This window comes from Streptomyces sp. NPDC007264, assembly GCF_042869095.1.
In the GTDB taxonomy this organism is placed as follows: domain Bacteria; phylum Actinomycetota; class Actinomycetes; order Streptomycetales; family Streptomycetaceae; genus Streptomyces.
In genome coordinates, this window is the sequence record NZ_JBIAFD010000005.1 from 371,525 (window position 1) to 397,043 (window position 25,519).

At 73.8% G+C, this 25,519-nt stretch carries 23 protein-coding genes; 12 read left to right on the forward strand and 11 right to left on the reverse strand.

Annotation, left to right across the window (positions count from 1 at the left end; genetic code table 11):
• Positions 1–253: 253 nt before the first annotated feature.
• Positions 254–1,321 (forward strand): RNA ligase (ATP), encoded by a 1,068-nt coding sequence (locus ACFYMU_RS11045; RefSeq protein WP_388371176.1) that lies wholly within the window; start codon positions 254–256, stop codon positions 1,319–1,321.
• Positions 1,322–1,371: 50 nt separating this feature from the next.
• Here the strand turns inward: ACFYMU_RS11045 and soxR are convergent, their stop codons facing one another.
• Positions 1,372–1,884 carry a redox-sensitive transcriptional activator SoxR gene (gene soxR, locus ACFYMU_RS11050; protein WP_388371179.1) on the reverse strand — a complete coding sequence of 171 codons (513 nt, stop codon included), beginning with the start codon at positions 1,882–1,884 and terminating at the stop codon, positions 1,372–1,374.
• A 114-nt stretch (positions 1,885–1,998) separates the two neighbouring features.
• Here soxR and ACFYMU_RS11055 point away from each other — a divergent pair, with 114 nt between their 5' ends.
• Complete coding sequence (locus ACFYMU_RS11055) at positions 1,999–2,460, forward strand: MaoC family dehydratase (protein WP_388371182.1); 462 nt, start codon at positions 1,999–2,001, stop codon at positions 2,458–2,460.
• Here ACFYMU_RS11055 and ACFYMU_RS11060 read toward each other — a convergent pair.
• Both ACFYMU_RS11060 and ACFYMU_RS11065 read right to left on the reverse strand, forming a co-directional pair.
• The gene (locus ACFYMU_RS11060) at positions 2,451–3,104 is read right to left on the reverse strand and encodes a TetR/AcrR family transcriptional regulator (protein ID WP_388371185.1); all 654 of its coding nucleotides are present in this window, start codon (positions 3,102–3,104) and stop codon (positions 2,451–2,453) included. The genes ACFYMU_RS11055 and ACFYMU_RS11060 overlap by 10 nt on opposite strands.
• 175 nt (positions 3,105–3,279) lie before the next feature.
• Positions 3,280–4,431 carry an acyl-CoA dehydrogenase family protein gene (locus ACFYMU_RS11065; protein ID WP_388371188.1) on the reverse strand — a complete coding sequence of 384 codons (1,152 nt, stop codon included), beginning with the start codon at positions 4,429–4,431 and terminating at the stop codon, positions 3,280–3,282.
• Between the two features lie 77 nt (positions 4,432–4,508).
• Between ACFYMU_RS11065 and ACFYMU_RS11070 the strand changes: the two genes are divergently transcribed.
• The 3 genes from ACFYMU_RS11070 (at position 4,509) to ACFYMU_RS11080 (ending at position 7,177) form a co-directional block, all read left to right on the forward strand.
• The gene (locus tag ACFYMU_RS11070; RefSeq protein ID WP_388371191.1) at positions 4,509–5,171 is read left to right on the forward strand and encodes a TetR/AcrR family transcriptional regulator; all 663 of its coding nucleotides are present in this window, start codon (positions 4,509–4,511) and stop codon (positions 5,169–5,171) included.
• 79 nt (positions 5,172–5,250) lie between these two features.
• Positions 5,251–5,988: an ArsR/SmtB family transcription factor gene (locus tag ACFYMU_RS11075; protein ID WP_388371194.1), complete on the forward strand. Its 738-nt coding sequence runs from the start codon at positions 5,251–5,253 to the stop codon at positions 5,986–5,988.
• 190 nt (positions 5,989–6,178) lie between these two features.
• On the forward strand, positions 6,179–7,177 hold the full coding sequence (locus tag ACFYMU_RS11080) for a DMT family transporter (RefSeq protein WP_388371197.1): 999 nt from the start codon (positions 6,179–6,181) through the stop codon (positions 7,175–7,177).
• Between the two features lie 97 nt (positions 7,178–7,274).
• On the opposite strand, the gene ACFYMU_RS11085 is transcribed toward ACFYMU_RS11080, so the two are convergent.
• The 5 genes from ACFYMU_RS11085 to ACFYMU_RS11105 all read right to left on the reverse strand — a co-directional run bounded on the left by ACFYMU_RS11085 (position 7,275) and on the right by ACFYMU_RS11105 (position 13,654).
• Positions 7,275–8,357: a Zn-dependent alcohol dehydrogenase gene (locus ACFYMU_RS11085; protein ID WP_388371199.1), complete on the reverse strand. Its 1,083-nt coding sequence runs from the start codon at positions 8,355–8,357 to the stop codon at positions 7,275–7,277.
• A 4-nt stretch (positions 8,358–8,361) separates the two neighbouring features.
• Entirely contained in the window at positions 8,362–9,759 is a 1,398-nt protein-coding gene (locus ACFYMU_RS11090; RefSeq protein WP_388371202.1) for an aldehyde dehydrogenase family protein, read from the reverse strand.
• A 303-nt stretch (positions 9,760–10,062) separates the two neighbouring features.
• The gene (locus ACFYMU_RS11095) at positions 10,063–12,300 is read right to left on the reverse strand and encodes a molybdopterin oxidoreductase family protein (protein WP_388371205.1); all 2,238 of its coding nucleotides are present in this window, start codon (positions 12,298–12,300) and stop codon (positions 10,063–10,065) included.
• Between the two features lie 174 nt (positions 12,301–12,474).
• On the reverse strand, positions 12,475–13,095 hold the full coding sequence (locus ACFYMU_RS11100; protein ID WP_388371208.1) for a TetR family transcriptional regulator: 621 nt from the start codon (positions 13,093–13,095) through the stop codon (positions 12,475–12,477).
• 154 nt (positions 13,096–13,249) lie between these two features.
• A complete protein-coding gene (locus ACFYMU_RS11105) occupies positions 13,250–13,654 on the reverse strand; it encodes a hypothetical protein (RefSeq protein WP_388371211.1) in 405 nt (134 codons plus the stop codon).
• Positions 13,655–13,947: 293 nt separating this feature from the next.
• Here ACFYMU_RS11105 and hmgA point away from each other — a divergent pair, with 293 nt between their 5' ends.
• The 4 genes from hmgA to ACFYMU_RS11125 all read left to right on the forward strand — a co-directional run bounded on the left by hmgA (position 13,948) and on the right by ACFYMU_RS11125 (position 18,543).
• Positions 13,948–15,267: a homogentisate 1,2-dioxygenase gene (gene hmgA, locus ACFYMU_RS11110; protein ID WP_388371213.1), complete on the forward strand. Its 1,320-nt coding sequence runs from the start codon at positions 13,948–13,950 to the stop codon at positions 15,265–15,267.
• 27 nt (positions 15,268–15,294) lie between these two features.
• A complete protein-coding gene (locus tag ACFYMU_RS11115) occupies positions 15,295–16,044 on the forward strand; it encodes a GntR family transcriptional regulator (RefSeq protein ID WP_388371216.1) in 750 nt (249 codons plus the stop codon).
• 12 nt (positions 16,045–16,056) lie between these two features.
• The gene (locus tag ACFYMU_RS11120; protein ID WP_388371219.1) at positions 16,057–17,232 is read left to right on the forward strand and encodes a type ISP restriction/modification enzyme; all 1,176 of its coding nucleotides are present in this window, start codon (positions 16,057–16,059) and stop codon (positions 17,230–17,232) included.
• Between the two features lie 102 nt (positions 17,233–17,334).
• A complete protein-coding gene (locus ACFYMU_RS11125; protein ID WP_388371222.1) occupies positions 17,335–18,543 on the forward strand; it encodes a CaiB/BaiF CoA transferase family protein in 1,209 nt (402 codons plus the stop codon).
• A 62-nt stretch (positions 18,544–18,605) separates the two neighbouring features.
• On the opposite strand, the gene ACFYMU_RS11130 is transcribed toward ACFYMU_RS11125, so the two are convergent.
• The 3 genes from ACFYMU_RS11130 to ACFYMU_RS11140 all read right to left on the reverse strand — a co-directional run bounded on the left by ACFYMU_RS11130 (position 18,606) and on the right by ACFYMU_RS11140 (position 20,351).
• Complete coding sequence (locus ACFYMU_RS11130) at positions 18,606–18,875, reverse strand: hypothetical protein (protein WP_388371225.1); 270 nt, start codon at positions 18,873–18,875, stop codon at positions 18,606–18,608.
• Between the two features lie 115 nt (positions 18,876–18,990).
• Entirely contained in the window at positions 18,991–19,812 is an 822-nt protein-coding gene (locus tag ACFYMU_RS11135; RefSeq protein ID WP_388371228.1) for an anti-sigma factor domain-containing protein, read from the reverse strand.
• Entirely contained in the window at positions 19,809–20,351 is a 543-nt protein-coding gene (locus ACFYMU_RS11140) for a sigma-70 family RNA polymerase sigma factor (RefSeq protein ID WP_388371402.1), read from the reverse strand. The genes ACFYMU_RS11135 and ACFYMU_RS11140 overlap by 4 nt, the downstream gene beginning before the upstream one ends.
• Positions 20,352–20,557: 206 nt before the next feature.
• Here ACFYMU_RS11140 and ACFYMU_RS11145 point away from each other — a divergent pair, with 206 nt between their 5' ends.
• The 3 genes from ACFYMU_RS11145 (at position 20,558) to ACFYMU_RS11155 (ending at position 25,511) form a co-directional block, all read left to right on the forward strand.
• Complete coding sequence (locus ACFYMU_RS11145) at positions 20,558–22,084, forward strand: DUF4331 domain-containing protein (RefSeq protein WP_388371231.1); 1,527 nt, start codon at positions 20,558–20,560, stop codon at positions 22,082–22,084.
• 146 nt (positions 22,085–22,230) lie between these two features.
• Positions 22,231–23,892 (forward strand): tetratricopeptide repeat protein, encoded by a 1,662-nt coding sequence (locus tag ACFYMU_RS11150; protein ID WP_388371234.1) that lies wholly within the window; start codon positions 22,231–22,233, stop codon positions 23,890–23,892.
• A complete protein-coding gene (locus ACFYMU_RS11155) occupies positions 23,889–25,511 on the forward strand; it encodes a sulfite exporter TauE/SafE family protein (RefSeq protein WP_388371237.1) in 1,623 nt (540 codons plus the stop codon). Before ACFYMU_RS11150 ends, ACFYMU_RS11155 begins: the two co-directional genes overlap by 4 nt.
• Positions 25,512–25,519: the final 8 nt, after the last annotated feature.

Sequence of the window (25,519 nt, forward strand, 5' to 3'; positions counted from 1 at the left end):
CGGCAGCCCGGACGGCGGGGTGCGGGTCCGTCCGGGCCCGGCGGCGCCCTGGCGTGATCCGGTGCCGCCACAGGGCCAAGGGGCGGGCACCTGGCCGGTGGTGCGCCTGGTGCCGTGGCCGGGCACTCCGGGCCGGCGGCCCGCATCGACGCGGAGGCACGACGCTACCAGCCGCAAATCCGCTCGCTCCACCCGTTTGGCACCCGGACAGTCGGAGGTGATGAAACACGGCTGAGCAACCCGAGGAGCCCCGATGTCGACGCTGCGCGTCACCGCCGAAGTACTGACCGTCCACGAGCATCCGAACGCCGACGCGCTCGAACTGGCCCAAGTGGGCCTGTACCGGGCCGTCGTGGCGAAGGGCCAGTACCGCACCGGTGACACCGCCGTCTACGTCCCCGAGCAGTCCGTGCTCCCACCGGAGCTGATCGAGGAGCTGGGCCTGACCGGACGGCTCGCGGGCAGCGGGTCCGACCGGGTCAAGGCGGTCAGGCTGCGCGGCGAGCTGTCCCAGGGCATCGTGTGCCGCCCCAGGGCCCTGGCGGACGTCGACCTCGCGCGGGCCGCCGCCGAGGGCACCGACTTCGCGGAGGCGCTCGGCATCACCAAGTGGGTGCCGCCGATTCCGCCGACCATGAACGGCGAGATCGAGTCCGCGCCCGACCTGCTGCCCTGGGTCGACATCGAGAACGTCCAGCGCTTTCCGGACGTCTTCACGCTCGGTGAGCCCGTGGTCCTGACCGAGAAGCTGCACGGCTCGGCGTGCCTGCTGACGTACCTCGCGGACGAGGACCGGGTGCTCGTCTCCTCGAAGGGGTTCGGCGCCAAGTCCCTGGCGCTCGTGGAGGATCCGCGCAATCTGTACTGGCGCGCGGTGCGCGGCCACGGCGTCCCCGAGGCCGCGGCACGGCTCGCCGAGCGGCTCGGCGCGCGCCGGGTGGGGATCTTCGGCGAGGTGTACGGGGCGGGCGTCCAGGACCTGGCCTACGGGGCCGACGGCCGCCGCGACACGCTCGGGTACGCGGTCTTCGACGTGTCCGCCGAGATCGGCGGGGCGCTGCGGTGGCTGGACGCGCGGACCCTGCTGGAGGGCGAACTGCCGCTGGTGCCACGGCTGTACCAGGGCCCGTACGACATCGCCCGGGTGCTGGAGTTCGCCTCGGGGCGGGAGACCGTCTCCGGTCGCGGGCTGCATCTGCGCGAGGGCGTGGTGATCCGCCCGGTCACCGAGCGCCACAGCCCGGTGACCGGCGGCAGGGCGATCGCCAAGGCGGTCAGCCCGGCGTACCTGACGCGGAAGGGCGGGACCGAGTACGAGTGACCGGGGGCGGGGGGCGGGGACCAGGGGCCGGGGCCGGGGGCCGGGACCGCTCAGCGGCAGTCCCCGGCCGGCTCGCACGGCTGCGGGTTGCGTCGCCGCCGTGCGGAGCCGGGCTCGACCATCAGTCGCGAGCCCGACCGGCGCTCGCCGAAGGCGTCGTCCGGGTTGGACAGCACGCAGGTCCTCAGGGACAGGCAGCCGCAGCCGATGCAGTCCGTGAGGTGGTCGCGGAGCCGGGTGAGCTGGTTGATGCGCTCGTCGAGCTCGGAGCGCCACGCCGCCGAGAGCCGGGCCCAGTCCTCCCGGGTCGGCGTCCGTTCCTCGGGGAGTTCGGCGAGCGCCTCGCGGATGGTGGCCAGCGGGATGCCGACGCGCTGCGCGGCGCGCACGAAGGCCACCCGGCGCAGCGCGTCGCGCTGGTAGCGGCGCTGGTTGCCCGCTGTGCGGCGGCTGCTGATCAGGCCCTTGGACTCGTAGAAGTGCAGGGCGGAGACGGCGGCGCCGCTGCGGGCGGACAACTGGCCGACGGTCAGCTCATGGATCTTCTCGGGGATCTGGGGCACCCCCCGGAGCCTACCGGTCACGTCACCCTCCCGGTCCGTTGACATGCGCCCCGCCCCCGACCATGCTAAGCAGTTGCTTAGACACAGTTGTTTCGTGATGCGAGAGGCCGGGACATGGCAGAGCCGAGGACCTTCACGTCCGCCGACGAACTGAAGGCGGCGGTGGGCGAGCAGTTGGGACACAGCGACTGGGTGGAGGTCGACCAGAAGCGGATCGATCTGTTCGCCGAGGCCACGGGCGACCACCAGTGGATCCACGTGGACCCGGAGAAGGCGGCCGCGGGCCCGTTCGGCACCACCATCGCGCACGGCTACCTCACGCTGTCGCTGCTCCCGTTGTTCGGGCCCCAGCTCATGCACGTCGAGGGCGTGAAGATGGGCGTCAACTACGGGACGAACAAGGTCCGTTTCCCCGCCCCGGTCCCGGTCGGCTCCCGGCTGCGGGCCACCGCGACGATCACGGGCGTCGACGACGTGCCGGGCGGGGTGCAGGTGACCGTCGCCTTCACCGTGGAGCGCGAGGGCGGCGACAAGCCGGTGTGCGTGGCCGAGTCGGTGGCGCGGTACTACCTCTGAGCCGTCGCGGACGGCGACTGCCGCCGTGCCCCCACCATCCGCAGCACGAGGTCGGCGTAGAGCGCGCCGACCTCGTCGGGGGTGCGCGGGCCGTCCACCCGGAACCAGCGGGCCACATCGATGCAGAGCGAGAGCACGGCGAGGGTGGTGCCGCGCACGTCGGGCACGTCGAACTCGCCCGCCGCCACGCCGTCCTCGATGATCCCGCGCGCCTCCGCGTCGACCTGGCGGCGCAGGGCGATGATCTCGGCGCGCGACTCGGGGCCCAGCGCGTCCAGTTCGTACTGGACGACCCGCGCGGTGGTGTGCTGCGCCGCGTGCCAGCGGACGAAGGACGACACGGCCTCGGCGAGCCGCTCGGCGGCGCTCCCCTCGCCCTTCGCCGCGGTGCGCAGCACGTCCAGGGCCTTCTCGTGCCCGATCCGGCTGATGCGGTGGAGCAGTTCTTCCTTGGTCTTGTAGTGGATGTACAGCGCGGCCGGGCTCATGCCCGCGCGGCCCGCGATGTCGCGGGTCGTGGTGGCGTGGTAGCCGCGCTCGGCGAAGGCTTCGACGGCGGCGGCCAGCAGCCGCCGTGCCGCGTCAGGGGTGACCTCCGCCCACGGCTGCATCCCGTCGTCGGCCGTCTCCTCCGCCGTACTCATCGCTCGCCCCTTCCACTGGCAGGACGAACACCATACCCCCGAAGGTGAGCGGGCGCTTAGAGAGCCCACCGGGCGGCGTCCGAAACGCGCCCCTCGGGGCTCTCGCGCGGTGCGGGTGCGGCAAGGAGTCCCCCACCCGTCCCCCACCCTCCGCGCAGCGGGCGGGCGACAACCGTCAGAACGCCGAAACCCCCGTCAGCGCGCGCCCGATCAGCAGCTTCTGGATCTGGCTCGTGCCCTCGTAGAGGGTCATCACCCGGGCGTCGCGCAGGAGTTTGCCCGCGGGGTACTCGTCGATGTAGCCGTAGCCGCCGAACACCTGCAGGGCGTTGTTCGCGGCGCGGACGGCCGCCTCGGAGGCGAAGAGCTTGGCCTTGGAGGACTCGACGGCGAAGGGCAGACCGCGGTCGATCAGGTCGGCGACCCGCCAGGTCAGCAGCCGTGCCGCGTCCACGTCGACGGCGATGTCGCTGATGAGTTCCTGGACGAGTTGGTGCCGGGCGATGGGCGCGCCGAACTGCTCGCGCTCGCCCGCGTACCTGACGGCCGCGTCCAGGGCCGCCCTGGCGATGCCGACACAGCCCGCCGCGACCGACATGCGCCCCTTGGCGAGTGCGGACATGGCGACGGAGAAGCCCTTGCCCTCGGGCGCCAGCATCGCGGAGGCGGGCACCCGGACGTCCTCGAGGACGAGCTCGGCGGTGGCCTGGCCGCGCAGGCCGAGCTTGCCGTGGATGGTACGGCGGGTCAGACCGGGCGTGTCGGTCGGTACCAGGAAGGCGGAGACACCCTTGTGGCCGGGGGCGTCGGTGGAGCGGGCGAAGAGGAGCACGACATCGGCCCAGGTGCCGTTGGTGATGAACATCTTGGCGCCGTTGATCACATAATCGTCGCCGTCACGGACCGCCTTGGTGGTGAGGTTGCCGGCGTCGGACCCGGTGCCCGGCTCGGTGAGGCCGAAGCAGCCGACGTACTCGCCCGAGGTGAGCCCGGGAAGCCACCGCCGCTTCTGCTCCTCGCTCCCCCAGTGGGCGATGGTCTTGGCGACCAGGCCGAGCGAGACGGACACGATGCCGCGCACGGACGAGTCCCCGCGGCCCAGTTCCTCGGTCACCAGGCAGTACGCGAGGTGATCGCCGCCCGATCCGCCGTACTCCTCACCGACGGTGAGCCCGAGAAAGCCGACCTCGCCCAGCTTCCTGACGATCGACCGGTCGACTTCCTCGGCCCGGTCCCAGGTCACGACATGCGGGGCGATCTCGCGGTCGACGAAGTTCTCGGCCAGTTGCCGCACGGCGGCCTGCTCCTCGCTGAGCTCCAGGTTCACGACGCGTCACCCCAAGGGAAGTCTTTGAATCCCGCACATTTAAATTAGCACTGCTAGTTTCAGAGTGCAGCCCTACTATGTGCGCCATGGCCCGACCGCGCAAGCCCCTGCTCAGCACCGACCGCATCGTCGACACGGCCCGGGCGCTGGTGGACGCGGAGGGCCTCGCGGCCGTCTCCACGCGCCGGCTCGCCGCCGAACTCGGGGTCAGCGGCCCGTCCCTCTACAACCACTTCCGCACCAAGGACCAGATCCTGGAGGCGGTGGCGGACTCCGTCAGCGGACAGGTCGATCTGTCGATGTTCGAGGACGGCCGCGACTGGCGGACCGCGCTGCACGACTGGGCGGTCTCCTACCGCACGGCCCTGCGCGACCACCCGAACATCGTGCCCGTCCTGGCCCGCGGCCCCGGCCGCCGCCCGGCCGCGCTGCGCCTGGCCGACGCGGTGTACGGCGCCATGGTCCGGGCGGGCTGGCCGCCGGCCCAGGCCACCTCCATCGGCGCGCTGATGCGCTACTTCGTCATGGGGTCGGCGCTCGGCTCTTTCGCCGGCGGCTTCGTCGACGACCGGACGGCGTACGACCCGGCCGACTACCCCCACCTCGGCCAGGCCCACCTCCTGGCCGAGCACCAGGAGAAGATCGACGAACGGGCCTTCGAGACCGGGCTCACGGCGCTGCTCGACGGGCTGGAGCGGCAGTTCCAGCGGCTCGGACGGGGGCCTCAGGGACCCTTCTGACGGATCTCCGCGGCGTCGCGACGCCCGGTACGACACCGTTCGGTGGGCGCCGAAGCATGTGTGCCCCATGCTGGGACGCATGACCATCGGGAACACCGGCCGGACACGGGCCGGGGACCGTCAGGCGCCCGGCCTCGCGGCGTTCGCCCGGCTGATCGCCGACGAGACGCGGGCCGCCTGTCTGCTGGCGCTGCTCGACGGACGTGCCTGGACCGCGGGTGAGCTGGCGCGGCACGTGGGCGTCGCCCCCTCGACGCTGAGCGAACACCTGGGCAAGCTCGTGGCCGGCGGGCTGCTGACCGAGGAGCGGCAGGGCCGGCACCGATACGTACGACTGGCCGACGCGCGGGCCGCCCAGCTCGTCGAGGACCTGGCCGCACAGGTCGCGCCCGCTCCTTCGGCACTGCGGCCCCGCACCCTCAGGGAGTCGAGCGCCGAGAGCGCCATGGCCCGCGGGCGCACCTGCTACGACCATCTCGCCGGCCAGCTCGGCATCGCCGTCACCGACGCGCTGGCGGCGCGCGGGCTGCTGCGCCGGGACACGGGGTTCGCACTCACGGACGCGGGCCTGCGGTGGTTCGACGCCGTCGGCATCATGCTCGTCCGCGGGGGTCGCCGCCCGCTGGCCCGCGCCTGCCTCGACTGGACCGAGCGCCGTCACCACCTCGCGGGCGTGGCGGGCGCCGCCCTGTGCCGGCACGCCCTGGACACGGGCTGGTGCGTGCGCATCGGCTCCGAACGGGCCGTGAAGGTCACGCCGGCGGGCGAGCGCGCGCTGGCCGAGCTCCTCGGCATCGAGGCGGCGGCGCTGCGCTGACCCCACGGCGGCCGGCCACGGCCCGTCGGGCGCCCCTGCCCCGCGTCTGCCCTTGCCCTTGGCTCTGCCTTCGCCCTTGCCCCTGTCCCTGCCCTTGCCTTCGCCCCTGCCCTCGCCCTTGTCTGCGCCCGTCGTCTCGGCGTCCGAAAACCGCGAGCCCTCGATCGGCCCGGTTCCTAACCTGTGGAGCATGATGAACGCGTCTACGCCCCCTTCTGCCCGTCGCGCGGACCTGCTCGCCGCGGGCGCGGCCACGGTCACCGTGGTGCTCTGGGCCTCCGCCTTCGTCTCGATCCGCAGCGCGGGCGCCGCCTACGCACCCGGCGCGCTGGCCCTCGGACGCCTGCTGTCGGGGGCGGTCGCGCTCGGGCTCCTGTGGGCCGTGCGGCGGGAGGGACTGCCGCCGCGTGCCGCATGGCGGGGCATCGCGATATCCGGGGTGCTGTGGTTCGGGTTCTACATGGTCGCCCTCAACTGGGCCGAGCAGCGGGTGGACGCGGGAACGGCCGCCCTGGTGGTCAACATCGGGCCGATCCTGATCGCGCTGCTGGGCGCGCGGCTGCTGGGCGACACCATGCCACCCCGGCTGTTGACGGGAATGGCCGTGTCGTTCGCCGGGGCGGTGGCCGTGGGACTGTCGATGTCCGGCGGGGGCGGGTCGTCGGTCCTCGGGGTGGTGCTCTGCGTCCTCGCCGCGGCCGCCTACGCGTTCGGGGTCGTCGGGCAGAAGCCGGCCCTGGCGACGGCGAGCGCGCTGCAGGTGACGACGTTCGGCTGCCTCGTCGGCGCCGTCGCCTGCCTGCCGTTCGCGGGGCAACTGGTCCACGACGCCGCCCGCGCGCCGGTCTCCGCCACACTCGACATGCTCTACCTGGGCGTCTTCCCGACCGCTCTGGCCTTCACGACCTGGGCGTACGCCCTGGCCCGTACGACCGCGAGCCGGATGGGCGCGACGACGTACGCCGTGCCCGCGCTGGTGGTCCTGATGTCGTGGCTGTTCCTCGACGAGGTGCCGGGGCTGCTGACGCTCGGGGGCGGCCTGGTGTGCCTGGCCGGGGTGGCGGTGTCCCGGTCCCGGCCGCGCGAGGCGTCGCTCCGGCACCGCGCCGCGGCCGAGGAGTCCGCCGCACGACCGCGGCCCGAACCGGAAACCGAGCCCGAACCCGAGCCCGAACCCGATCGGGCCTGAGGCCCGGACGCCCGGCGCGCACGGGCGTGACCGCGGGGCGCGGGCACCCCGCGGACCCCGGCCGCCCGGAGCGCGGCCGGGGTCGTGGCGCGGCCTTCTAGAAGACCACGAGCGCGCGGCCGCCCTTGCCCGCCCGCATGTTCTCGAACGCCGCCGGAATGCCCTCCAGGGAGATCCGCTCCGTCACCAGGGCGCCCGGGTCGAGGCGGCCGGCCCTGATGTGCTCCCCCAGCGCGGGCAGGTCCCGGGCCGGGTCGCAGTTGCCGTAGACGCAGCCGGCCAGGGTGCGGCCCCAGTGGAAGATCTCCAGGGCGTTGAACGTGACCTGCTGGTCCTTGCCGCCGATGCCGACGACCGTCGTACGGCCGCCGCGGCGCGTGGAGTCCCAGGCCGCGCGGATGCTGACCGCCCGGCCCACGCACTCCACCGCCACGTCGGCCCCGTGCTTGTCCGTGAGGGCGCGGATCTCGCGGGCGGTGTTCTCGGAGGCGAGCACGAAGTCGGTGGCTCCCGCCCGCCGCGCCAGTTCCTCCTTCTCCGCGGACACGTCCACGGCGATGATGCGCTCCGCGCCCGCGATCCGGGCCGACTGGAGCGTCGCGAGGCCCACTCCTCCGACGCCGAACACGGCCACCGACTCCCCCGGCCGTACCCGCGCCGCGTGGTGCACGGCCCCGTAGCCCGTGAGCACCGCGCAGCCCAGCAGGGCCGCGTCGACCAACGGCACGCCGTCGGGCACCGGCAGTACGCAGGACGCGGCCACCACCGTCTCCTGGGCGAAGGCCGCGACGTTCAGACCGGGGTGCAGGTCCGTGCCGTCGTCGGCGCGGCGGGCGTGGACGTCAGCGGCTCCGGTGAGCGCGTCGGCGCACAGCCACACCTCGCCCAGCCCGCAGGCGTGGCAGCGCCCGCAGGACGGCGCCCAGTTGAGGACGACCCCGTCGCCGGGGGCGACATGGGTGACGCCCTTCCCCACGGACACCACCGTCCCCGCCCCCTCGTGGCCGAGGACCGCGGGCACCGGCACCCTCATGGTGCCGTCGGACAGGGACAGGTCGGAGTGACAGACCCCGGCGGCGGCCAGCCGGACGCGGACCCGGCCGGGGCCCGGTTCGGGCAGTTCGATCCCGGTGACCTCCAGCGGGGCACCGACGGCGGGCAGGACAGCGGCGCGGATCATGTGGCTAACGCTCCTGGAACTGGAGGGACTTGGTCTGGAGGTACTCGGCGAGCCCGTGCGCACCCAGCTCCCGGCCCACGCCGGACTGCTTGTAACCACCGAACGGCGCACGGGGGTTGAAGCGTCCGCCGTTGATGTCGACCTGCCCGGTCTCCAGCTTCCGCGCGAAGGCGACCGCCTCCGCGTCGTCGCCCGCCCAGACGGCGCCGGCGAGCCCGTACACCGTGCCGTTCGCGATCCGCAGGGCGTCCTCCTCGTCCTCGTAGCGCAGGACGGAGAGCACGGGACCGAAGATCTCCTCCTGGGCGATCGTCATCTCGGGGGTCACGTCGGCGAAGACGGTGGGCCGCACGAACCAGCCCCGCTCGCGCGGGCAGTCCGGGCCGCCCGCGACCAGCCGCGCGCCCTCCGCCACGCCCTTCTCGATGTACCCGCGCACGCGCGCCTGCTGCCGCGCGTTCACCACCGGGCCGATGCGGTCGCCGTACTTCTCGGCGGCCGCCGCGGCGAGGGCGACCGCCTCGTCGTACTGGTCCCGGTGCACCAGCATCCGCGTCCAGGCACTGCAGGTCTGGCCGGAGTTGGACATGACGTTGGCGACGCCGACGTTCACCGCCTTGGCGAGGTCGGCGCTCGGCAGGATGACGTTCGCGGACTTGCCGCCGAGTTCCAGGGCGACCTTCTTCACGGCGGCTCCCGCCGTCGCGCCGATCCGCCTGCCCACCGCCGTGGAGCCGGTGAAGGAGACCAGGTCGACGCCCTCGTGTCCGGCGAGCGCCTGGCCGGCGACCGGGCCGAGGCCGGTGACCAGGTTGAACACACCGGCCGGGACACCCGCCTCGTGCACCGCCTCCGCGAACAACTGGGCGGTCAGCGGGGTGTCCTCGGCGGGCTTGAGGACGACCGTGCAGCCCGCCGCGAGGGCGGGGGCGACCTTGGCGACGATCTGGTGGAGGGGGTAGTTCCAGGGAGTGATCGCGCCCACGACACCGACCGGTTCGTGGTGGATCACGGAGTTGCCGACCTCCTCCTGGAAGGGGTGCGCGGCGGCCAGTTCGGCGTACGAGCCCGCGACCAGGATCGGCAGGCCCACCTGGACGGACTGCGAGAACGGCAGCGGCGAGCCCAGTTCGGCCGTCACGGTCTCGGCGATCTCGTCCTTGCGGGCGACGAGCACGTCCCGCAGGGCCGTGAGGCGCGCCGCACGTTCGGCCGGCGCGGTGGCCGCCCAGGCGGGGAGCGCGGCACGGGCCGCCCGCACAGCGGCGTCGACGTCCTCGACGGCGCCCGCCGGGACGTGGGCGATGACCTGTTCGTCGACCGGGTTCACGACCTCGATCAGGTCCGGTCCCGTGGCCGCGCGCCACGCGCCGTCGATGTACATGCCGTCGTGTGCCTGCATCGTTCTCCTCCTGGGCCGGGCGGCGTCGTCCCCGCCCCCCGTACGGGCGATGGACACCAAACTAGCGGTGTTAGTTTTATCGCGCCAGGCCTGAGAGCGCTCTCGCGGTGTCCCCGGGGCTCACAGGTACCGCAGGTGCCGCAGGTGCCGCGCGGTCGGCCGTCCCGTGCGGGTCGTACGGGACTGTGGGTCACGGAAGGTGACGGACGGCACGCGCTCGGGGGAAGAGACCTGACGCGATCGGGCGTCCGATCGCGCACCGTGAGAAAGCGGACGCTCGGGTTCAGTCCGTACCCACCGGGGTCAGTCCGTGCCCACCGGGGTCAGTTCCACGGGTATGCCGTTGAGCACCGCGTTGCCCGACAGGGGGTCGAGCAGACTGCCGTCGAGGAGCTGGTTGACGTTGACGCCGGGGTCCAGCGCGGCATGGCTCGTCCGGGTACCGGGCCGGTCGTGGCCCCAGCCGTGCGGAAGGCTGACCACACCGCGCAGGATGGCGTCGGTGATCTCGACGGGCGCGGTCACCGCTCCCCCGGCGCCCCTGACCCGTACCGGCGCGCCGTCGGCGAGCCCGAGCCGCTCGGCGTCCTCGGGGTGGATGTGCAGGGTGCAGCGGTTGGAGCCGCCGGTCAGCGCGGGCACGTTGTGCAGCCAGCTGTTGTTGGAGCGCAGATGACGCCGCCCGACGAGCACGAGTCCGGCGGCGCGCTCGCCCAGGGCCCGCCTCAGGCGCGGCAGGTCGTCCGCGATCGGCCCGGGCAGCAGCTCGACCTTGCCGCTGCGGGTCTTCAGCGGCTGCGGCAGGCGGGGCCCGAGCGGGCCGAGGTCGATCCCGTGCGGGTGGGCGAGCAGCCGCTCCAGGGTGAGCCCGTCGGGGCGGGCGCCGAACCCGTCGCCGTACGGACCGAGCCGCAGCATCAGGTCGAGCCGCCGCTCGGGACCGTTCTCACCGCAGAGACGGGCGGCCAGCTCGTGCGGATCGCGGCCGTGGACCGGCGAGTGCGCCTCGGTGACGGCCTTGCCGAGGGTCTGCTCGACGACCATGGCGTCCACGGTTTCCGGGTCGGCGCCGTGCAGGCCCGTCGCGGCGAGGATCAGCCGCGCGTGGATCTCGGCCTCCGCCATGCGGCCCGGCTCCGGGGGGACGGCGGCGCGGGTGTAGCGGACCTGGTTGCGCACGGCCAGGGAGTTGAAGGCGAAGTCGAAGTGGGCGGCCTGGGAGGGCGGGGGCGGCGGCAGCACGACGTGCGCGTGGCGCGAGGTCTCGTTGAGGTACGGGTCGACGCTGACCATGAAGTCGAGCGAGCCGAGCGCCTTGTCGAGCCGGTCTCCGTCCGGCGCGGAGAGCACGGGGTTGGCGGCGACGACGACGACCGCACGCACCGGGCTGCCCTCGTCGGTGGCGGTGTCGATCTCCTCCGCGAGCGCGGCGATCGGCAACTCCCCCTTGGCCTCGGGGTGCCGGCGCACCCGCGAGTGCCAGCGCCCGAGCGCGAAGCCGCGTCCGGGCCCGGCGGGGCGCGGGGTCCTGTCGGTGGCCGACAGCGGGAAGAGGGCGCCGCCTGGCCGGTCGAGGTTGCCGGTGAGGATGTTGAGCACGTCGACGAGCCAGCTGGCCAGGGTGCCGTGCGGGACGGTGCACGTGCCGATGCGTGCGTAGACCGCAGCGGTGGGCGCCGCCGCGAGCCCGCGGGCGAGGTCCCGGACGGTGTCCGCCTGGACGCCGCACGCCCCGGCGGCGGCCTCCGGGGTGAAGTCCCTCAACGCCGCGGCCAGTTCCCCGAGCCCCTGCACGTGCGGGGCGAGGTCCCCGAGGTCGGCGAGGTCCTCCTCGAGGAGGACGTGCGCCATCGCCGCGAGCAGCAGGGCGTCGGTGCCGGGGCGGATGGCGATGTGCCGGTCCGCGAGCCGCGCGGTGCGGGTGCGGCGCGGGTCGATCACGGTGAGGGTGCCGCCGCGGGCCCTGAGCGCCTTGAGCCTGCCGGGGAAGTCGGGGGCCGTGCACAGACTCCCGTTGGACTCCAGCGGGTTGGCTCCGATCAGCAGGAGATGGTCGGTGCGGTCGAGGTCGGGCACGGGGATGGCGCCCGCGTCTCCGTACAGCAGTCCGCTGGAGACGTGCTTGGGCATCTGGTCCAGCGTGGAGGCCGTGAACACGCTACGGGTGCGCAGGCCGGCGAGCAGGAGCGGCGGGTAGAGGGCGCCGGCCATGGTGTGCACGTTCGGGTTGCCGAGGACGACCCCGACGGCATGCGGTCCGTGCCGTTCCACGACGGGTCGCAGCCCCGCGGCGACGGCGTCGAACGCCTCTTCCCAGGTGGCCTCGCGCAGTTCCCCGTCCCGGCGCACGAGGGGGGTGCGCAGCCGGTCGGGGTCGGAGTCGGCGGCGCCGAAGGAGGCCCCCTTGGGGCAGATGAACCCCTTGCTGAACACGTCGTCACGGTCGCCCCGGGCGCCGGTGACACGGGTGCCCTCGACTGTGAGCGTCAGCCCGCAGGTGGCCTCGCAGAGCGGGCAGATACGCAGGGCGGTGCGGGACACGGGTCCTCCCGGAGGCGTGGCGGCGACGGCGCACGGACGAGAGGGAGCATACCGACCGGTACGCATGGAGGGGAGGGGCGGCGGCCCTCACGTTTGGGATCCGCGAGGGCCCCAGGCCCTGTCGTCGCCGTACCGCCGGGGTGACCGGGTTCGAGCCGGGGCTCCGGGACCCGGTCAGTCCAGCGCCCGCCCTATGTACGCCCTCAGCAGCCCGCGCATCTCCTCGATGATCTTCTCGTCACCTTCGGGGTCCGCCCGGAAGGCCAGCTGGATCAGGGTGTCGGCCGTTTCCACCGCGATCAGGAACATGCGACGCAGGTCCTCGTCCGGTGCGCGGTCGAAGTGCCCGGACAGGAGGTCCACGAGGCGGTCGGCGACCCGCCGGTTGGGCTCGGAGTGGCGGACGCCGACCGGGATCTGGTTGCCGAAGTCCACGAGGGCGAACCCGGGCGCCGTGCGCTTCATGTCGAGGTACTCGTCCAGGACCGCGTCCATGACCTCGCGCCAGCCGCCCTCGCCCTCCGCGTCCGCCAGGCGCCGGACGACACGCTCGATGTAGCGTTCGAGGTTGCGTTCGGCGAGGGCGTCGGCCATCGCGCGCTTGTTGCCGAAGAAGCGGTAGACGGATCCGATGGGGACGCCCGCACGCAGGGCGACGGCCCGGGTGCTCAAGGCGTCGTAACCGACCTCGTCGAGCAGATCGGCGCAGGCGTCGAGGATTCTGGTCAGTCGTTCCGCGCTACGGCGTTGAACCGGCGCACGGCGCAGCGATGTCGCGTGGGGCACGTGTTTCATGATGCCTTTCCGCCGGTGGCCGGTGAACCTCGCCCGGCTGTACGGAAGGAATCGGGCCGGTTACTCACCGGACGAATCGGCCGTGTCACTCAGGGTCACCCGGCCCGCCCCGTCCGGGTCTCCGGCCCTCGGCGGGTCTCCGGCCCTCGGCGGATCACCTGGGCTCCGGGCTCACCGCCGTCTCCGTGCCCGACACGGTGATGTCGGCCGTGCTCTGGACCGGCGCGCCGTGCACCGCCCACACCGTCCCGTCGTCCGCGTACAGCCGGGCCGTCACATGGTGCGTGCCGCGCGGCACCAGCCGGCCGGGGAGGTGGTGGTCGGGGGCGTGCAGCCACCCGAGGGAGCGGCCGTCCAGATAGAGCCGGGCGAGGCCGCGGCCGGCCACGGCCACCGGCCGGGCGCCGGCGGGCGAGAAGCGGAAGGCTCGGACGGTCAGCCGCACGTCCCAGCCGCCGGAGTCCGGCTCGACCACGACCGCCACCCGGGGCGCGCCCGACGGGTCGACTTCACGGTAGTGCCGCCCTTCCTCGTCCGTGTCCTTCAGCACCTTGCCCACCGGCGGGGCCGTCGCCCCGCGGTGCGCACCGTCCGAGCCGCAACCCGCCGAGCCGCCGAGCCGCCGAGCAGGGCACCCACCGCGAGCGCGGCGAGCAGTCCGCGCGTCCACGCCATGCCGGGGAGCGTAGGGCACCCCGCCGTCGGCCGGATCCGTCCGAAGGCCGGTTTCCGCATCCTCCGGACGACGGTCCCGGCCGGCGCCCGCCGTTCCACCGGCTCCGCCCACCCCTTGCGCGTGCGCCGCCCCGAATCCTACGGTGATGCATAGGAATCAGCGACGAGGGAGCGGTGATGAGCGGGGACGACGCGAGGAAGACCGCGGAGGGGCTGTCGTACCTCTCCGGTTTCGGCAACGAGCACAGCTCGGAGGCCGTCCCGGGCGCGCTGCCGGAGGGCCGCAACTCCCCTCAGCGCGCACCGCTCGGGCTGTACGCGGAGCAGCTGAGCGGTACGGCGTTCACCGAACCGCGCGCGCACAACCGCCGTTCATGGCTGTACCGCATCCGCCCCTCGGCGGCACATCCGGCGTTCACCCGCGCGGACAACGGCACGCTCCGCTCGGCGCCGTTCACCGAGACGGTGCCCGATCCCAACCGGCAGCGCTGGGACCCGCTGCCCGAACCCCCGGCGGGCACGGACTTCCTGGCGGCCCTGTGGACGGTCGGCGGCAACGGCGACGCCACCCAGCGCGCCGGCATGGCCGTGCACCTCTACCACGCCGACGCGTCCATGGAGCGCGTCTTCAGCGACGCCGACGGCGAGCTGCTGATCGTCCCCGAGCGCGGCGGGCTGCTGCTGCACACCGAGTTCGGGATGCTGCACGCGGAGCCCGGCCATGTGGCGCTGATCCCTCGCGGGGTCCGCTTCCGGGTGGCGCTGCTCGACGACACCGCCCGGGGTTATGTGTGCGAGAACTACGGCGCCCCCTTCCGCCTCCCCGAGCTCGGCCCGATCGGTGCCAACGGACTGGCCAACGCCCGGGACTTCCAGGCCCCGGTCGCCGCCTACGAGGACGTCGAGGGCCCGGTCGAGGTGGTCAACAAGTTCTGCGGCAACCTCTGGACGGCGACGTACGACCACTCGCCGCTCGATGTCGTCGCCTGGCACGGCAACCATGTGCCGTACCTCTACGATCTGCGCCGGTTCAATGTGATCGGCAGCATCAGCTACGACCACCCGGACCCGTCGGTCTTCACCGTGCTGACCTCGCCGAGCGACACCCCCGGCCTGGCGGGCATCGACTTCGTCGTGTTCGCGCCGCGCTGGCTGGTGGGCGAGGACACCTTCCGGCCGCCCTACTTCCACCGGAACGTGATGAGCGAGTACATGGGCCTCGTCGAGGGCGCCTACGACGCCAAGGCGGAGGGCTTCGTGCCGGGCGGAGGATCGCTGCACAACATGATGTCGGCGCACGGCCCGGACCGGGAGACGTTCGAGCGGGCGAGCGCCGCCGAGCTGCGCCCGCAGAAGGTCGACGACGGGCTGGCGTTCATGTTCGAGACCCGCTGGCCGGTGACCCTCACACCGCAGGCGGCCCGGACCGAGCAGCTGCAACCCGCGTACGACGAGGTGTGGCAGGGCCTCGAACGCCACTTCCGCCCGTTGCACTGAGCGCCCCCGACCGGTACGGATAGCCCCGTGACCTCCTTCGCCCCGGACTCGATCGTCCTGAACCGAAAGCTGCCGCTCTGGTACCAGGTGTCGCAGTCGCTGCGCGCCTCGATACTCGGCCGCTCCCCCCGGGACCCGCTGCGCCTGCCCACCGAGGAGCAGTTGGCGGGGCACTACGGGGTGAGCGTGCTGACCATGCGGCAGGCGCTGAAGGAGCTGGAGGACGAGGGGCTGATCACGCGCCACCGCCGGCGCGGCACGTTCATCGAGCCCAGCGTGCGCAGGGGCGCCCCGGTCCGGCTCCTCGGCTCGGTGGACGCGATCGTGGCCCAGCAGTCCGGCATGACGACGGAACTGCTGGACCACGGCCGGGCGCCGGTGCCGCCCGAACTCGCCGAGCACTTCCCCGACCTCGCCGAGGCGGCGACGTACCACCGGCTGCGCAGCGACGAGAAGACGGGCGAGCCGACCAACCACGCCCGCAACTACGTCCGCCCGGAGCTGGCCGACCGCATCACCCCGGACGACCTGGTCCGCTGGCCGATGACCAAGGTGCTGCGGGACGTCGTCGGCGCGGACATCAGCCGCATCACGGACACCGTGGAAGCCCGGCTCGCGGACCCGGAGACGGCCCGGCTGCTGCACGTCCCGCTGCTCAGCCCGATCCTGCACTACACGGGCGTCACCTACGACACCGACGGGCGGCCCCTGGACGTGGCGGTGATCCACTACCGCGGGGACCGCTTCTCCTTCACGGTCACCCTCGAGGCCACCTGACCCCGTCGTACGATGCCCGGCGTGACGCACGACGACGCTCCGCTGCTCGCGGACCTCATGCCGTGGTCCGTCGCCCCCCTGCGGCCGGGCCGCGCCTGGCCGTCGGCACCCGACGCGGCATCCCTGAGAGCCCGCTGGGACGCCCTCATGAAGGCCGAAGGCCCTGAGCGGGAGGCCCTGTTCGAGCCGACCCGTGCCCGTACGCTGCACTCGGCGGTCGGCCAGTTGCCCGGCCGTCCCGGCGGCACCGGACGACTGATCCGCGCCTCGGGGCCCTGCCCGGAGCCGGTGCGGGTGCTGCACGCACCGTTCGACGAGCAGTGGCTGATCCCCGACCACCGTCTGATCGACGCGGCCCGGCCGGAGCTGTGGCGGGTGGCGGACGAGCACCAGATCTTCCTCGTGGAGACGGGCGCCGCCCCGGGCTCCCGCGAGCCCCTCCTGCTCGCGACGTCCCTGGTGCCCACGCTCCGCTCCGGCCGTATCCGCCCGCTGTTCCGGCGCCCCGCCGGCGAGGAACCCAATCTGGCACCCGGACTGCCGGAGCATCTCGGCGCCCGCCTGGGGAGGTCCCCCGCTCCGGTGGACGTCCTCGCCTGGAGCCTGGCCGTCGCGCGCCCCGGGCCCGAGGGCCCACGGGTCCCGCTCACCGAGGACGCCGGGCTGTGGACGGAGGGCGTCGAGCTGGGCCACCGTATGCTCTGGCTGATGCGCCGCGACGGCGAACGCCCCAGGCTTCCCGGCGGTCGCCGCCCGTACGTCCGCGCCCCGCTGCCGCCCGTCCCGCTCACGGTCCGCTACGACGCCGACAAGGAGACCCTGCACCTCGACGAGGGCCGTATCGCTCCGGTGCCCCCCGCCGCCTGGGACTTCGAGGCGGGCGGCGTGCGGGTGCTCGAGGAGTGGTTCGCGGCCCGGACCGCCCGGGCCGAGCCGGGCACGCTGGCGGCGATCCGCCCGGCCACCTGGCCGCAGCCGTGGACCTCGGAGCTGCTTGAGCTGATCACCGTCCTCGCCCTGCTGGCGGAGCTGCGTCCGCTGCGGGCCGGCCTGACCGTGACCGCTCCCGTGACGGCCGGCGAGCTGCGCACGGCGGGTGTGCTGCCGGTACCGGCGGCGGCACGCCGCCCCGCCTCGGTGCTGGACCACCGCGAAGAAGGCCCCGAGGGGCAGTTCGCGTTGATCTAGTGCCGGGGCACCGGCCCCGGGGAGCCGCAGGCATGGGGGGAGTCGGCGTGCGGGACACCCGCGTGTGACGCCGCCCGCTGACAAAGGCAGCAGGTACGGGACATGATCCGTCCCATGGCTCCCCTTCCCCTGCCCCTGGAGGGCATCACCGTCGTCGCCGTCGAGCAGGCCGTGGCCGCGCCGTTCGCGACCCGGCAGCTCGCCGATCTCGGCGCCCGCGTGATCAAGGTCGAGCGGGTGGACGGCGGTGACTTCGCCCGCGGCTACGACACCGCCGCCCGCGGTCTGGCCTCGCACTTCGTGTGGTGCAACCGCGGCAAGGAGTCGATCGCGCTGGATCTCAAGGACCCGCGCGGGCTGGACGTCGTACGGCGGCTGGTGTCGGAGGCGGACGTCTTCGTGCAGAACCTCGCCCAGGGCGCCGCCGCCCGTCTCGGCCTGGACGCGGCCACGCTGTGCGCGGCCCATCCGCGGCTGGTCGCGGTGGACATCTCGGGCTACGGGGCGTCGGGGCCGTACGCGGACAAGCGGGCGTACGACATGCTCGTGCAGTGCGAGGCGGGACTCGTGTCGGTCACCGGCACTCCGCGGCAGCCGGTGAAGGCGGGGATTCCGGCGGCCGACATCGCGGCGGCCATGTACGCCTTCTCGGGAGTGCTCGCGGCGCTCGTCCGGCGGGGCACGACCGGGCGCGGCGGGCCGGTCGAGATCTCCATGCTGGAGGCGCTCGCCGAGTGGATGGGGCACCCGCTGCACCATGTGATGCACGACGGCACTCCCCCGGCGCGCACGGGCCTGGCGCACGCCGTCATCGCGCCCTACGACGCCTATCCCACGGCGGACGGCGGGCGGGTGCTGCTGTCCGTGCAGAACGACCGGGAGTGGCGGCGGCTCGCCGCGCAGGTCCTCGGCCGCCCCGAGTGGGGAACCGACCCGGCGTACGCGACGAACGCGGCGCGCGTCGCCCACCGGGAGGACACGGACGCCCTGGTCGCCAAGGCGCTGGGAGCGCTCGGGACGGACGAGGCCGTGGCCCGGCTGGAGGCGGCCGGCATCGCGTGCGCACGCCTCAGGGACGTACGGGAGGTGGCAGCGCACCCTCAGCTGGCGGCCCGGGGGCGGTGGCGGGAGGTGGGGACGCCGGTGGGGCCGTTGAGGGCACTGCTGCCGCCGATCACGCTGCCGGGCGGGGACGAGGCACGGATGGGGGATGTGCCCGCGCTCGGGGAGCACACCGGGACGCTGCTGCGTGCCGTGGGGATGACGGACGACGAGATCGCAGCGTTGCGTCGGGACGGTGTGGCCGCCTGAGCGCGGGCTCCTTGCGGCACGCCCGCGGACCGGGCGTCACAAGGTGAGAGAGCCGGTGTCGCTCAGCGCCCGCCGAACAGCGAACGACGCAGACGGCGCAGCGGCGCGAACAGCGAGACCCCGCGCATGCGGGCCCCCCTGCCGCTGCGGTCGCGCGCGGCGTCACGTGCGGTCAGCTCACGCATCAGCGAGGTCGCCTCGACCGTCTCGCGCTGCGGGACGGCGGGACCGGCCAGCACCGAGAGATGGCGGTCGAGGCGCGAACTGGTCGCGCTGCTCCCGCAGGTGATCGCAGGGACCCTCGCCCTGCTGCGCGCTGTTATCTGTTCCATGTCACTCCCCACCCGTACGAGTCCACCCAGCCCGGGCAGAGTAACCCTATCGCTCCCTCATGGCACTCGTGTATCGCGGGCGCAGGATTCACCTTCGCCGTCGGGGCGTTGACGACTACCCACCGAATCCGACGGAGCGCAGGGCGAGTTGGACAACTGGCTGGCTGGTGGGCTGTGGTGAGCCGCCATCGGGTTCCACGGTCACGGCGAGTGACGTCGCCGACCTGCCGATCCCGCTCGCCACCAGGGGCGTGTCGCCCTGGAACAGACCGAGGGAGCGTGGTTGCACGTCGGGGCGCATGAGCCAGAGTTGATGCACACGGCCGCCTGACGGTGCGCCGAGTCCGCTGAGGGTGACGACGGCGCGCCCCTCGGACGCGGAGGCGACCACGGCGATCCCCCGCCCCTCGGCGTCCCGGTCGCCGGTGGCACGGGCGTCGGGGGCGGCGAGGACGGCGGCGATCCGACGCGCCTGCGCGCGCTCCGCGTCGAGTTGGTCCTGCGTCCGTGTGGCCTGGACGGCGAACAGCGCGGCGACGACGAGGGCCGCGGCGGCCGTGGCCGTGGCGAGCGGGCCGAAGAGAGGGCGCAGCCGGGGCGCACGGGCGCGCGGGGGCGCCGACGCGGTGCCCCAGACGTACGGCGGCAGATGTGTTTCCCGGCCGCGGGCCGTGTCCGGTGCGGGAGCGAGGTCCTGCGGGATGGTCCGCACCGCGGTCAGCACCCGGTTCCGCAGACCGGGCGGGGCCGGGGCCGTCGTGGACCAGGCGAGGCGGACGGCGTCCTCCGAGAGGGCGCGCACGTCCGCGGCGCAGCGGTCGCAGTGCTTGAGGTGCTTCTCGAAGCGGCGCCGTTCGCCGGGTTCGAGCGCGTCCAGCGCGTAGGGGGCGGCGAGCGAGTGCAGATCGCCGGAACGCAGACGGGAGAAGAAGCTCATGCGACACCTCCCAGGCACTCGCGCAGCCGGGTGAGTCCGTCGCGCATTCTCGTCTTGACCGTACCGAGCGGGAGTTTGAGCCGCTCGGCCACCTCACGGTACGTGTAGCCGTCGTAGTAGGCGAGCGTGACGGACTGGCGCTGCAGCGCGGTCAGGCGGTCCAGGCAGCGGCGCACCCACTCGCGCTCCAGGCCCGCCTCCACCTCCTCGGCGACATGGTCGAAGGCGGGATGGTGGGCGCGCCGGGCCTCGCGCTGCTCGCGTTCGCCGGCCGCGCGGACGCTGCGCACCCGGTCGACGGCGCGGCGGTGGGCCAGGGTGAGGATCCACGACAGCGCACTGCCGCGACCGGGGTCGAACCGCGGGGCGGAACGCCACAGTTCGAGCAGCACCTCCTGGGCCACCTCCTCCGACTGGGCGGGGTCCCGCACGACCCGGCGCACCAGCCCGAACACCGGACCGGACACCAGTCCGTACAGGTCCTCGAATGCCTTCTGGTCACCTCCGGCCACCAGCACCAGAAGTTCGTCCGCCTCCACTCGTCTCCCCCTCTCCGCCGCCGCGCACGGCAGCTTGCTCCACTGTGGCATTCGGAGCGCTCACGCCCTCGGACGGTGTTACGGATCAGCCTGCCGAAAACGCGGGTCCAGCAGGCAGGAAATGAGTTTTCGGATTCGACCAATCCACCCCGGCCACCGCTCCGAATCCCCGTGCGTCAGGCAAGTTGGCACTGAGGACGGACGGCATGACACGTTTCTCCAGGAGCAGCGTGGGACGCGGGAGTCTCGCGGCCCTCATCTGTGGCGCACTGGCGGCCGGAGGGCTCGCGGCCGCCGGCGTGACCACGCTGGAACCGGGGGCGGCCTCCGCCTCCTCCCACCGGGAGGCCCCGCTGATCTCGGGGCAGCCGCAGTACGACAACACCGACCTGTACGCGTTCGTGAGCCCCGACAAGCCGGACACGACGACGGTCATCGCGAACTTCGTCCCGTTCGAGGAGCCGGCGGGCGGCCCCAACTTCTACACGTTCGCGGACGACGCCCAGTACGACATCCACGTCGACAACAACGGTGACGCGCAGGGCGAGCTGGTCTTCCGGTACACGTTCAAGACGCACGTCAAGAACAAGAACACCTTCCTTTACAACACGGGTCCGGTGGACAGCCTCGACGACCCCGACCTCAACGTGACGCAGACGTACGACATCGACCTCGTCAAGCTGCACAAGCAGAGGCTCGTCGCGAAGACGAGGATCGCGGACGACGTGCCGGTCGCCCCGTCGAACGTCGGCAAGGCGTCGATGCCCGACTACGGCAAGCTGCGCGACCAGGCGGTCCATCAGCTGGCGGGCGGCGCGACGACGTTCGCCGGGCAGGCCGACGACCCGTTCTTCGCGGACCTGCGGGTCTTCGACCTGCTGTACGGCGGGAACCTCTCCGAGGTCGGCAACGACACCCTCAAGGGCTACAACGTCAACTCGCTCGCCCTCCAGGTGCCGAACGACCTGATCCGCGAGTCGGCGCACCAGCCGGTCGTCGGCATCTGGGCGACGGTCCAGCGCAAGGACGCGCACGGCGACTGGACGCAGGTCTCGCGCCTCGGCAACCCGTTGGTCAACGAGGTGGTCAACCCGCAGAAGGACAAGGACACGTTCAACGCGTCCGCGCCGTGGCAGGACGCGCAGTTCCTGAAGAACGTGACCAACCCGGAGCTGCCGAAGCTCATCGAGGCGATCTACAAGATCAAGGCTCCGGCCGAGCCCCGCAACGACCTGGTGGACGTCTTCCTGAAGGGCGTCAAGGGCCTCAACCAGCCGCCGTACGTACGGCCGGCGGAGGAACTGCGGCTCAACACCTCGATCCAGCCCAGCGCCGACCCCAAGCGGCTCGGTGTGCTCGACGGCGACAACGCGGGCTTCCCGAACGGGCGCCGGCTCACCGACGACGTGATCGACGAGGCACTCCAGGTGGTGGAGGGCGAGCTGGTCGGCTCCAAGAACGACCTGGGCGACGCGGTCGACGCGAACGACAAGAAGTTCGGGCACTCCTTCCCGTACCTGGCCGAACCGACCTCGGGCTCGCGCGGCCCGCTGGCGAAGGGCACCGGGAACAACGTGCGCAACCAGCTGGGCGACGGGCTCGTGCCGACCGGTTCGAGCGGCTCGGACACCACGCTGATCGCGGCCTCCGCGGCGGCGGGCGCGGCCGGGTTCCTGCTGATCGCCGGCGCGCTGATGTGGTGGCGCCGACGCGCCCGCTACCGGGCGTACTGAGCGCCCTTCGACGGGCCACCGCGGTGGCCCGTCCCCTCGACCGGCGCGGCCCGTACCCTTCCCATCCCCCACGGCGCGGGCCGCGCCGACCCGTCCCGACCCGTCCCGACAACGACCGTTTCCGCCCAGGAGATCGAGGAGAGGGCATGTCCCCGCGTACGAACGCAAGCGCGCCGGAGAGCGGGCACGGCGGCCGGCCGGAGGCCGGGCCGGCGGGCCCCACGCCCGAGGAGGGCCCCGTGAGCGCCGACGCGTCCGCAGAGATGGCCACGGGCACAGCTCCGGCTCCGGCTCCGGCTCCGGCTCCGGCTCCGGCTCCGGCTCCGGCTCCGGCTCCGGCTCCGGCGCACACGACCGCCGCCGAGACCGCCGCCGCCACCGTGTCCACCGCCGGGGCCGGCGCGTCCGCCGCGGAGGCCGCCTCGCCCCCGGCCGGCGCCGAGGAGCGGATCGTCGCGCTGCGGAGGTTCTCCGCGTCGGGGAGGCGGTGGCGTGCCGTGCGACTCGGCCTGTGTGCCGCCTCGTTGGCGGTCGCGCTCACCGCCGGGGCCATGGTCGTCGGGGCCGTGCGGAACAGCGGTACCGCCCCGGTCGCCGCCACGCCCGGCGGCGTCTCCCCCGCTCTGCTCGCCGGTGGCGACCTGGACTCCGGCATCCGCGCCCTGCAGACCCATCTCCGCGCCCAGCCACGGGACTACGGCAGCTGGGCGACGCTCGGTCTCGCCTACGTCGAGCAGGCCCGCACCAAGGGCGACCCCTCCCGCTACCCGCAGGCGCAGCGCGCCCTGGACCGGTCGCTGAGGCTGCGCCCCGCCAACGACGCCGCGCTCGCCGGCCGCGCCGCCCTCGCCGCGGCCCGGCACGACTTCGCCGGCGCCCTCACCGACGCCGACCTGGCCCTGAAGCAGAACCCGTACAGCGAGCGCGCCCTGTCCTCCCGCGTCGACGCGCTCGTCGAACTCGGCCGCTACTCCGACGCCGCCAAGGCCGCGGACCTGGCCGACGCGCGCCGGCCCGGCGTCCCCGTCTTCACGCGCTACGCCTACGTCCACGAACTGCGCGGCGACGTGACGAGCGCCCGCCGCGTCCTGGAACAGGCCCTGAGCACGGCGACGAGCCGCGGCGACATCGCGTACGTGGCCACCGCGCTCGGCCAACTCGCGTGGAGCCAGGGCCGGTACGCGACCGCCCTCGCCCACTACGCCCGTGCCCTGGCCGCCGACGACACCTATCTCCCGGCGCTCGAGGGGCGCGCCCGCGCCCAGGCGGCGCGGGGCGACACCGAGGCCGCGATCCGCGGCATGGAGCAGGTCGTCGACCGTGCTCCGCTGCCGCAGCCCCTGGTGGAGCTCGGCGAACTGTACGAGGCGCGGGGCAAGGAGGGCGACCTGGCCAGAGCGCGCGACCAGTACGCCCTCGTCGACGCCTGGGTCTCGCTGGCCCGTGCGAACGGCGTCGACGCCGACCTCGACACGGCCCTGGCCGCCGCCGACCACGGCGACCGGGCGGCCGCGCTGAAGGCGGCCCGCGCCGAGTGGGCGCGGCGCCACACCGTGCACACCGCGGACGCCCTCGCCTGGGCCCTGCACGTGGGCGGCCGCGACCGGGAGGCCCTGCCGTACGCCCGGCGGGCCACCGCCACCGGCTGTCGCAACGCCGCCTTCCTCTACCACCGCGGCATGATCGAGCGCGCCACCGGTCACCCGCGGCAGGCCCGCGCCTCCCTCACCACGGCGCTGCGGCTCAACGCCGGTTTCTCGCCGCTGGGCGCCCGCACGGCCCGTGAGGCGCTGGAGGCGATGAAGTGATCCTCCGCCGCCTCGTCGCCTCCGGCGCGGCCGTGCTCACGGCCGCGTGCGCGCTCGTCCTGCTGCCCGCCGGGCAGGCCGGCGCCCATCCCCTCGGCAACTTCACCGTCAACCGGTACGACGGCCTGGTCGCCGCACCGGGGCAGCTGCGGGTCGACCACGTGGAGGACCTCGCCGAGATCCCGGCCACCCAGGCGAAGCCGGACATCGGGCGGCTGGGGCTGGCGGAGTGGGCCCGGCAGCGGTGCGAGAAGGCCGCCGCGGGCAGCACGGTCACCGTCGGCGGACAGCCGGCCGCACTGGCCGTCGGCACGAGCCGCGCGCAGTCGCGCCCCGGCCAGGCGGGGCTGAACACACTGCGGGTGGAGTGCCGGCTGACGGCACCGCTGCCCAGGGACACCACTCTCACCCTGGACTTCCACAGCGCGGGTACGGCCACCGGGCCCGGCTGGCGGGAGATCACCGCGCGCGGCGACCGTACGACGCTCACCGCCTCGACCGTGCCGGGGACCTCGTCGTCCCGCGAACTGACCAGTTACCCGAAGGAGTTGCTCTCCTCTCCGGCCGACACCGTCAGCGCGTCCCTGCGGGTGCGCCCGGGCGGCCCCGCCCTGGCCGACGACCGGCGGGAGGCGCCGGCCGCCTCCGTGCTGCCGCGCGGCGCCGACCGCTGGACCCGGGCGCTGGACGATCTGGTCGCCCGCCACGACCTCACGCCGGGCTTCGCCGCGCTGGCCCTGGTCGTCGCCATCGGCCTCGGTGCGATGCACGCGCTCGCCCCGGGCCACGGCAAGACCCTGATGGCCGCGACGGCGGCGGCCCGCGGCGGCCGGGCACGGCCCAGGGACGTGCTGCCCCTGGCCGCCTCGGTGACGGTCACCCACACCCTGGGCGTGGTCACGCTGGGCCTGCTGGTCACGGCGGGTTCGGCGGCGGCGCCGTCGGTGATCGCGTGGCTGGGACTGGCCAGCGGGTTCCTGGTCACGCTGGCCGGCGCGTCGCTCGTACGACGGGCGTGGCGCAACCGGGTCCGCGCCGACGGGCACCCGCACACCCACGAGCACCATGGGCACGACCACGGGCACCACCACGGGCGCCGGCACGCGCACCACCTCGCGGAGAGCGCGCACGCGCACGAGCACGCGCACTCCCACCCGGGGGCCACGCACGAGCACCGCCACGAGGACGCCCGCCCCCACCCGGACCCCGAGCAGGACCACAGCCACGGCGTCTCCCACACCCACGGGGGTGTCCCCCACACCCACCCCACCGCCCCCACGCTGCGCGGCACGATCCTCCTCGGCTTCGCCGGCGGGCTCGTGCCCAGCCCTTCCGCCGTGGTGGTCCTCGTCGGCGCGGCCGCCCTCGGCCAGGCATGGTTCGGTCTGCTGCTCGTGGTGGCCTACGGCGTCGGGCTCGCCCTGACGCTGACGGCGGCCGGGGTCGCCGTGGTCAAGCTCGGCAGCGGGATGAACCGCGTCCTGGACCGGCGCCCCGACTGGACCCGCGGTCCGGCCGCGGCCCTGCTGCGCAGGACCGCGCCGCTGGGATCCGCGTTCGTCGTCCTGGCCCTGGGAGCCGGACTCGTGTTCAAGGGGGCGGCATCCGCACTCGGTTGAGCTACTTT